This window comes from Bradyrhizobium sp., assembly GCF_030697065.1.
GTDB lineage: Bacteria > Pseudomonadota > Alphaproteobacteria > Rhizobiales > Xanthobacteraceae > Bradyrhizobium.
Genome location: NZ_JAUYQU010000127.1, coordinates 22,465 through 29,486, shown reverse-complemented (window position 1 = coordinate 29,486; position 7,022 = coordinate 22,465). Strand labels below are relative to the sequence as shown.

The following is a 7,022-nucleotide window of genomic DNA, read 5'->3' as shown; positions in this document are numbered from 1 at the left end:
CATGTGAAGGCGGCTGACCTCCCGAGCGGCTATACGTGCCACGATCTTCGGACGAAAGTTGCAGCGTATGGCGTGAAGGTGATCCTGGCCTCGGCCCGGAGTCGGGGTATGTCGGAAACCACGATCGCACAAATTCGAGGGAAATGCAGGGTGTGATGCGGCGGCCGACAACTCGCGCCGCCGACCGCAATTTTCTCTCGCTGCGCTTTCCCGGCAGCCTGTGCTATGTCGGGACGACGCAAACATGGCCGCAAGGGCGAGAAGAACGATGCAGATCAGTTTCAAGGGCAAGCGCGTGGTGGTGGCCGGCGGCAGCAGGGGAATCGGCAGGTCGATTGCGCTGGGCTTCGCTGGTGCCGGGGCATCGGTGTCGATCTGCGCGCGGGGCCAGGCCGGACTCGATGCGACGGCGGACGAGATAAGGGCGCTGGGTGTCAAAGTCCACGCCCTTCCATGCGATCTCGCGGACAAGGAAGCCATCGCGTCCTATATCGCCGCGGCGGCGGCTTCGCTCGAGGGCATCGACATCCTCGTCAACAACGCTTCCGGATTCGGCGGCGCCGACACCGAGGAAGGCTGGCGCAAGGGGTTCGATATCGATGTGATGGCAACGGTGCGCGCATCGAATGCGGCGATCCCGCATCTCGAGCGAAGCGGCAGCGGAGCGATCGTCAACATCTCGTCGATATCGGGGCTTGGCGCCAGCGCGAGATCCGCCTCCTACGCGGCCGTGAAGGCCGCCGTCATCAATTACACGATGTCGCAGGGCCTGATGCTGGCGCCGAAGAAAATACGCGTGAACGCAATTGCGCCGGGTTCGATCGAATTCCCCGGAGGCCTGTGGGAAACCAACAAGGCGACGAATCCGCAGCTCTACAATGCGGTCTTTCAATCGATTCCGTGGGGCCGCATGGGCAAGCCGGACGAGGTTGCGAACGCGGCATTGTTTCTCTGCAGCGATCAAGCGTCGTGGATTACCGGACAGACGCTGACGGTCGACGGCGGCCAGTCGCTCGGCTGATGCATCGCAGCACCCTCGTCATCCCCGCCTGCGCGGGGACGACTACCCCGTGATATTCGCGAAGACCGGCTTCGCCGTCACTTGCACGGCCGGGAATCCCTGACGTCGAATTTTCCCAGCGCGCCGGAGATGACGAAATCATTGTAATCCAGCACCAGCGCCCGCGAGACGCCGTTCTCGAACAGTTCGAACGACATTGCATAGACCGGCGTCTGCTCGCCGTCCCTGGCCTTGGCGTCGCGGTCGTAATAGCTCACCGTGACCGGCCAGCGCGTCAGTGATTTCATGGCGTCGTTGGCGGTGGACGGATCAGGAGTCTCGATGCTGCGGTCGCCCGGGATCGGCTGCCCGATCACCGACAGCGTATTGTAAACCTTCTCGCCATTGTCCGATCCGTCATAGACCGTCAGTTCCAGCACGGATTTTCCCTCGCGGGCGGCCGCGATGATGCGCGTGATCTGCTCGGTCGGAAATACCGTGCTGCCGTCGAGCGTGAAGGTCTTGGCTTCCGGCTGTTTCAGTTTGACCGTGATCCGGTCGCCGCTGCGTTCCGCCATGCCGTCGACCGGGCTGGAGTCGGTGTCATTCATCCGGGTCGAGATCTTGAAGCGATAGCTCTTGCCGTCGCCATCCTCCCAGGAGGTCGATCGCAAATCGCTCAGCGTCCGCTTGCCCTCGCCACTGTCCAGCTCCGAGACCTGGCGGAATTCCGAGGTGTAGCCCTCGCAGGCACTGCCGGAGAAATTGTAGAGGATGCGGCCGCGCGCGCTGCTGATCGAGTTGCTGCCGCGCGACTTCACCAGCTTGAGTTCGTACAGCGCCTGATGCGCGAGATACGGGCCGCCGGCCGCGGCCTCTGCCCTGCCGCCGGCTAAACCCGCGACGACGACGGCAACGGCGGCGGTCAGCAGGAGCGGGCTGACCTCACGTGGCGAAATCGGGAACCAGCGAGCCATCGATTGTCTTCCTTGCGCGGTGAATCGTCACATTACTGACCGTCCTATTGCGCCGCAACTAGGGCCGTTTCACAAAAAAGCGGGAATTGCCGCGGAATGGCCGTGTTTTCGGCTGGCTCCCGGTCGACCGGTGGCTCGCTTGCATGTGGTGGCACGATGCGCGAAACAAAGTGGCCCGGCTGCGTCGAGACCGGGTGGGGGTCAATTCAAACGGGGACGAAACATGGCAGGAACGGTCGAGCAAAAACTTGCGGCGCAGGGCGTGATGTTGCACGAGCCGCCGAACCCGGTGGCGAATTACGTCGGCTTCGTCCGCACCGGAAACCTGCTGTTCGTCTCGGGCCAGGTCTGCGTCAACCCGGAAGGCAAGCTGATCGCCAAGGGCAAGCTCGGCGCCGGCGTTACCGTCGAGCAGGGCAACGCCGCGGCCAGGGGTTGCGCCATCAACCTGCTGGCGCAGATCAAGGCGGCCCTCGGCGATCTCGACAAGGTGGTTCGCGTGGTGCGGCTCGGCGGTTTTGTCAATTCGGCGCCGGATTTTCTCGACGGCCCGAAGGTGCTGAACGGCGCATCCGACCTGATGGTGGCCGCCTTCGGCGACAAGGGCCGTCATGCCCGCACCACGGTCGGCGTCGCCTCCCTTCCCTCCGACGCAGCGGTCGAGGTCGAGGGCGTGTTCGAGGTCTCGTAAGGGAGACGCCCCGTGCGCGCGCCTGGCTGGCTGACGGCGCGGCCGGTGGCCCATCGCGGGCTGCACGATGCCGCGCGCGGCATCATCGAGAACATGCCCGCCGCGGTGGCCGCCGCGATCGAAGGCAATTTCGCCATCGAGGTCGATCTGCAACTCACCGCCGACGGCGAGGCCATGGTGCATCATGACGATGCGCTCGGCCGCCTCACCGAGGGCTCGGGTCCCCTGCTCGGCAAGACCACAGCCGAGCTCAGGGCGATCCAGTTCAGGGACACCTCCGAGCGGATGATGTCGCTCGGCGATCTCTGCGCGCTGGTTGACGGCCGGGTGCCGCTGGTGATCGAGGTGAAGAGCCATTTCGACGGCGACCGCAAACTGGTGGCACGCATGGCGCAAGTGCTGGCAGGCTATTCGGGACAGGCGGCGGTGATGTCGTTCGACCCCGACCAGGTGCTTGCATTGCGCGAAACAATCCCGGATCGTCCGCGCGGCATCATTGCGCAGGCGAATTACGATGACGCCTACTGGTACAAACTGACGCCGGAGCAGCGCCGCGGCATGCTGCATCTGCGCCACGCCTTCCGCACCAGGCCGCATTTCGTGGCTTTCTGGGTCAACCAGCTGCCGGCAGCGGCGCCCTGGATTGCCCGCCATGTGTTCGGCCTGCCGCTGCTGGCCTGGACCGTGCGCACGGCGGAGCAGCGCAAGCGCGCCGAGCGCTACGCCGACCAGATCATTTTCGAGGGGTTTGCGCCTTGAACCGGGGCCGGTTCCACGCCCTTGAAGTCATCGGCGCAATGCACGATCTTGGACGGAGTTGGTCACCATGCGCGATGGCTGATCGCAACGCGTGACCGGTCCTTTTGCTGATGGCGTCTTCCGAAATCACCCTCCAATCGCTGCCTTCCGTCAGCCAGATTGCGGCTGCCGATTGGGATGCCTGCGCCAATCCGCTGTGCGGTCCGGATAGCCTCGATGGGCTTGATACTTTGGCTTCACGTGAGCCCATATCGCCGTCCGGCGCCGCATTAAGACGGACCTATAACCCGTTCGTTTCCCACGCATTTTTCCAGGCCCTGGAAACGTCTGGCTCGGCCTGCGCGCGCACCGGCTGGGGACCGCGCCACCTCGTCGCCAAACTCGGCGGCGCCGTCGCCGGCATCGTGCCGTGCTATCTGAAATCGCACTCGCAGGGCGAATACGTGTTCGACCGCGGCTGGGCCGACGCTTACGAGCGCGCCGGCGGCCGCTATTATCCGAAATTGCAGGCCTCGGTGCCCTTCACGCCCGCGGCCGGCCCGCGCCTCCTGATACGCGACGGCGTCGACCGCGAGCGCATCGGCACCGCACTGGCGAGCGGGCTCGTGGCGCTGTGCGACGCCACCAAGGCGTCATCGGTCCACGTCACCTTTGCCCTCGAATCAGAATGGAAGTTCCTGGCCGACTACGGCTTCCTGCAGCGTACCGACCAGCAGTTCCACTGGCACAATCAGGGCTACAACTCGTTCGATGATTTCCTCGCCACCCTCAATTCGCGCCACCGCAAGGCGATCAAGCGCGAGCGGCGCGAGGCCCTCGCCGTCGAAGGCATCACGGTCCATGCGCTGACCGGACGGGACATCACCGAGGATGCCTGGGACGCTTTCTTCGACTTCTACATGGAGACCGGCTCGCGCAAATGGGGCCGCCCCTACCTCACGCGGGAGTTCTATTCGCTGATCGGCGAAACCATGGCGGACGACGTGCTGCTGGTGATGGTGAAACGCGCGGGCCGCTGGATCGCAGGCGCCATCAATTTCATCGGCTCCGACACCCTGTTCGGCCGCCACTGGGGCGCGATCGAGCATCACCCGTTCCTGCATTTCGAGGTCTGCTATTATCAGGCGATCGATTTCGCGATCGCGCGCGGCCTGAAAACCGTCGAGGCCGGCGCGCAGGGCGAGCACAAGATCGCGCGCGGATACCTGCCGCAGACCACCTATTCCGCGCATTACATCGCCGACCCCGGCCTGGCCCGCGCCATCGACGAGTATCTGAGGCGCGAGCGCGCCTATGTCGCGGAGGCCGCGCGCGAACTCACCGAGGCCGGACCGTTTCGCAAGGGCGCCGAAGAGCCGTCTTGACGGTTCCAGCGCCCGGAAGCGAGAGTAGAATCGAACACGAGGAGACCGCCATGCCCGCCTACGACACCAACAACATCTTCGCAAAGATCCTGCGCGGCGAGTTTCCCTGCCACAAGGTGTATGAGGACGATCATGTGCTGGCGTTTCTCGACATCATGCCGCGCGTATCAGGCCACACGCTGGTGATTCCGAAGGCCCCTGCCCGCAACATCCTCGACATCACGCCCGAGGATTACGCCCATGTCGCGCGCGGTGCGCACAGGATCGCTGCCGCGGCGATGACGGCGTTCAAGGCCGACGGCATCACCGTGCAGCAATTCAGCGAAGCCGCCGGCGGACAGGTGGTGTTTCACCTGCACATGCACGTGATGCCGCGCCACGACGGCATCGCGCTGCTGCCGCCGGCCAGCCGCAAGGAAGACGTCAAGGTGCTGGAGGATAACGCGACCAGGCTGATCGCGGCGCTGAAGGGCGGTTAGAGCATCTGGCGTCATTCCGCGGCGATGCGAAGCATCGAACCCGGAACCTCGAGATTCCGGGTTCGCATCTTCGATGCGCCCCGGAATGACAAGAGCTCACTCCGTCTCGAAATCTCCGGGATGCGGCTGCGCCAGCGGGGTGAATTCGCAGCGGTCCGGCTTGATGTCCAGCAGCGGCGTCTCGTCGAGACAGTCGAGGCCGCGCACCAGAACCACGTTACCCTCGATGCCGACCAGTTTCACGATCGAGGTGCCGATCGGGTTCGGCCGCACCGGCGAGCGCAGCGAGAAGGCGCCGCGGGTGTTGCCGTTGTCTTTCGGGCTCTGCAGCACGAGGTCGCGGCGCGACTGGTGCAGCCAATAGATCACTTCGAGATTGCTGTAGAAGTCGACGCCTTTCAGCGCCGGCAGCCACGGCTCGAAAATCTCAAGCCGGCACACCGGGCCGTCATGGCGGCCCTGCCGTGGCGTCATCTCGCGCGACGTCCAGGGCGTGCGGATGCAACCGATGAAGAACAGCGAGGCGTTGCCCGCTTTCGGCAGATCGACCGCGAGTTCTCCCTCGCGGACCTTCGTCAATGCAACCATGTTTCTGGTCCGTCAAAATGAACTGTTTCTCGGCCGCCGGACAGTATCAGCCCAGCCACCATTTGCCAGCCAGCATGACGGCTTCGCCGCCGACCACGCCGGCAAAAATCGACCGGCGCGTCAGCATGAAGACGGCAAATCCCGCCGCCACCGCGCCGTAGCGCAGCCAGTCCGGGATACTGGCCAGGGAGCCTGGCGGCAGCACCAGGATCTGCGCGATGACGCCGGCGAGAATCGCGGTCGCGACCGCCCTCACCCACACCAGCAGTTCGGAGCCCTCGTCGATGCCGCCGCCGAACCAGAGACCGAGCATGCGCCAGACTTCATTGGGCAGGAAGCCCGCGATCACGAGCACCAGCAGCGCATGCCAGTCACCGATGAAATCGCTCATTGGCGTTCCCGCCACCGGTGAACGCCGTAGGCAATGGTGCCGGCCGAGATGCCGCTGATCAGAATATCGACGCCGGTCTGCAGCAGCGATACCAGCGGAAACAGCGCCAGCCCGAGCACCAGCGCCAGCACATCGGAAAGCTGCCGGCAGTTGCGCGCGGTCGAGAGCAGGAACGCCAGCGGCGTCAGCAGCAGGATGGCGGCACCCAGCAGCGGCGGCAGGTTGGCGGCGAGCCCGTAGCCGAGCGTGGTGGCGAACAGGCAGACCGAACACAGCCCGATGCCGAGCCCATGCGTGAACGCGATGCGCCGCTCGCGCGGCACCTGCGGGAACAGACGAAAACACTCGACCCACAGGGTCACCGCGATGAAATGGGTCGCCAGCACCAGATGACGCCGCTTTGTCTGCTCCGTGCGCATCATCGGCAAAACCGACACCACCATCGGAAACAGCCTGATGGCGCTGACGGTAACCGCAATCGCCGCCTGCACCACCGTCGCCCCCGATCCCAGCGTCGAGATCAGGATGATCTGCGCCGGCCCGGCCCAGACCAGGACCGTGCTCGCCAGCACCCATCCGAGGCTGAAATGGGTGTCGTGCGCCAGCGCCCCGATGCCGAGATAGGTCGCAAACAGCACCAGCGTCAGCACCGTCGAGGCGACCGAGCGCATCCCCCATGCGAAGGCGCGCAAGGGACTTTGCCATTTCGGGGAGTCGAGCGGAGGAAGCGCCAAAGGCCACCGGACCGTGTGAGTCGTGTCGCGGCATAACGA

9 protein-coding genes are annotated in these 7,022 nt (G+C 64.8%); 5 read left to right on the top strand and 4 right to left on the bottom strand.

Annotation, left to right across the window (positions count from 1 at the left end):
* Positions 1-268: 268 nt before the first annotated feature.
* Positions 269-1,021 (top strand): SDR family NAD(P)-dependent oxidoreductase, encoded by a 753-nt coding sequence (locus tag Q8R73_RS10510; RefSeq protein WP_305719480.1) that lies wholly within the window; start codon positions 269-271, stop codon positions 1,019-1,021.
* Positions 1,022-1,098: 77 nt separating this feature from the next.
* On the opposite strand, the gene Q8R73_RS10505 is transcribed toward Q8R73_RS10510, so the two are convergent.
* Complete coding sequence (locus Q8R73_RS10505) at positions 1,099-1,977, bottom strand: cell envelope integrity EipB family protein (RefSeq protein ID WP_305719479.1); 879 nt, start codon at positions 1,975-1,977, stop codon at positions 1,099-1,101.
* Between the two features lie 223 nt (positions 1,978-2,200).
* Between Q8R73_RS10505 and Q8R73_RS10500 the strand changes: the two genes are divergently transcribed.
* The 4 genes from Q8R73_RS10500 (at position 2,201) to Q8R73_RS10485 (ending at position 5,270) form a co-directional block, all read left to right on the top strand.
* Positions 2,201-2,668 carry a RidA family protein gene (locus tag Q8R73_RS10500; RefSeq protein ID WP_305719478.1) on the top strand — a complete coding sequence of 156 codons (468 nt, stop codon included), beginning with the start codon at positions 2,201-2,203 and terminating at the stop codon, positions 2,666-2,668.
* Between the two features lie 12 nt (positions 2,669-2,680).
* Positions 2,681-3,427 carry a glycerophosphodiester phosphodiesterase gene (locus Q8R73_RS10495; protein WP_305719477.1) on the top strand — a complete coding sequence of 249 codons (747 nt, stop codon included), beginning with the start codon at positions 2,681-2,683 and terminating at the stop codon, positions 3,425-3,427.
* Between the two features lie 110 nt (positions 3,428-3,537).
* Positions 3,538-4,791, top strand: a complete 1,254-nt coding sequence (locus tag Q8R73_RS10490) for a GNAT family N-acetyltransferase (protein ID WP_305719476.1) — start codon at positions 3,538-3,540, stop codon at positions 4,789-4,791.
* A gap of 50 nt (positions 4,792-4,841) precedes the next feature.
* On the top strand, positions 4,842-5,270 hold the full coding sequence (locus tag Q8R73_RS10485) for an HIT family protein (protein ID WP_305719475.1): 429 nt from the start codon (positions 4,842-4,844) through the stop codon (positions 5,268-5,270).
* Positions 5,271-5,366: 96 nt separating this feature from the next.
* On the opposite strand, the gene tsaA is transcribed toward Q8R73_RS10485, so the two are convergent.
* Genes tsaA through Q8R73_RS10470 form a run of 3 tightly spaced genes read right to left on the bottom strand, consistent with a single transcriptional unit; the run spans position 5,367 to position 6,983 of the window.
* Positions 5,367-5,858, bottom strand: coding sequence for a tRNA (N6-threonylcarbamoyladenosine(37)-N6)-methyltransferase TrmO (gene tsaA, locus Q8R73_RS10480; protein WP_305719474.1), 492 nt, complete (start codon positions 5,856-5,858; stop codon positions 5,367-5,369).
* 46 nt (positions 5,859-5,904) lie between these two features.
* Positions 5,905-6,249 (bottom strand): AzlD domain-containing protein, encoded by a 345-nt coding sequence (locus Q8R73_RS10475; RefSeq protein ID WP_305719473.1) that lies wholly within the window; start codon positions 6,247-6,249, stop codon positions 5,905-5,907.
* Positions 6,246-6,983 (bottom strand): AzlC family ABC transporter permease, encoded by a 738-nt coding sequence (locus tag Q8R73_RS10470; protein WP_305719472.1) that lies wholly within the window; start codon positions 6,981-6,983, stop codon positions 6,246-6,248. The genes Q8R73_RS10475 and Q8R73_RS10470 overlap by 4 nt, the downstream gene beginning before the upstream one ends.
* Positions 6,984-7,022: the final 39 nt, after the last annotated feature.

Bases quoted from the DNA above. Each gene is read 5' to 3' on its own strand.
- tsaA (WP_305719474.1), bottom strand. From the start codon at position 5,858: ATGGTTGCATTGACGAAGGTCCGCGAGGGAGAACTCGCGGTCGATCTG.
- Q8R73_RS10475 (WP_305719473.1), bottom strand. From the start codon at position 6,249: ATGAGCGATTTCATCGGTGACTGGCATGCGCTGCTGGTGCTCGTGATC.
- Q8R73_RS10500 (WP_305719478.1), top strand. From the start codon at position 2,201: ATGGCAGGAACGGTCGAGCAAAAACTTGCGGCGCAGGGCGTGATGTTG.
- Q8R73_RS10490 (WP_305719476.1), top strand. From the start codon at position 3,538: ATGGCGTCTTCCGAAATCACCCTCCAATCGCTGCCTTCCGTCAGCCAG.
- Q8R73_RS10485 (WP_305719475.1), top strand. From the start codon at position 4,842: ATGCCCGCCTACGACACCAACAACATCTTCGCAAAGATCCTGCGCGGC.
- Q8R73_RS10505 (WP_305719479.1), bottom strand. From the start codon at position 1,977: ATGGCTCGCTGGTTCCCGATTTCGCCACGTGAGGTCAGCCCGCTCCTG.
- Q8R73_RS10510 (WP_305719480.1), top strand. From the start codon at position 269: ATGCAGATCAGTTTCAAGGGCAAGCGCGTGGTGGTGGCCGGCGGCAGC.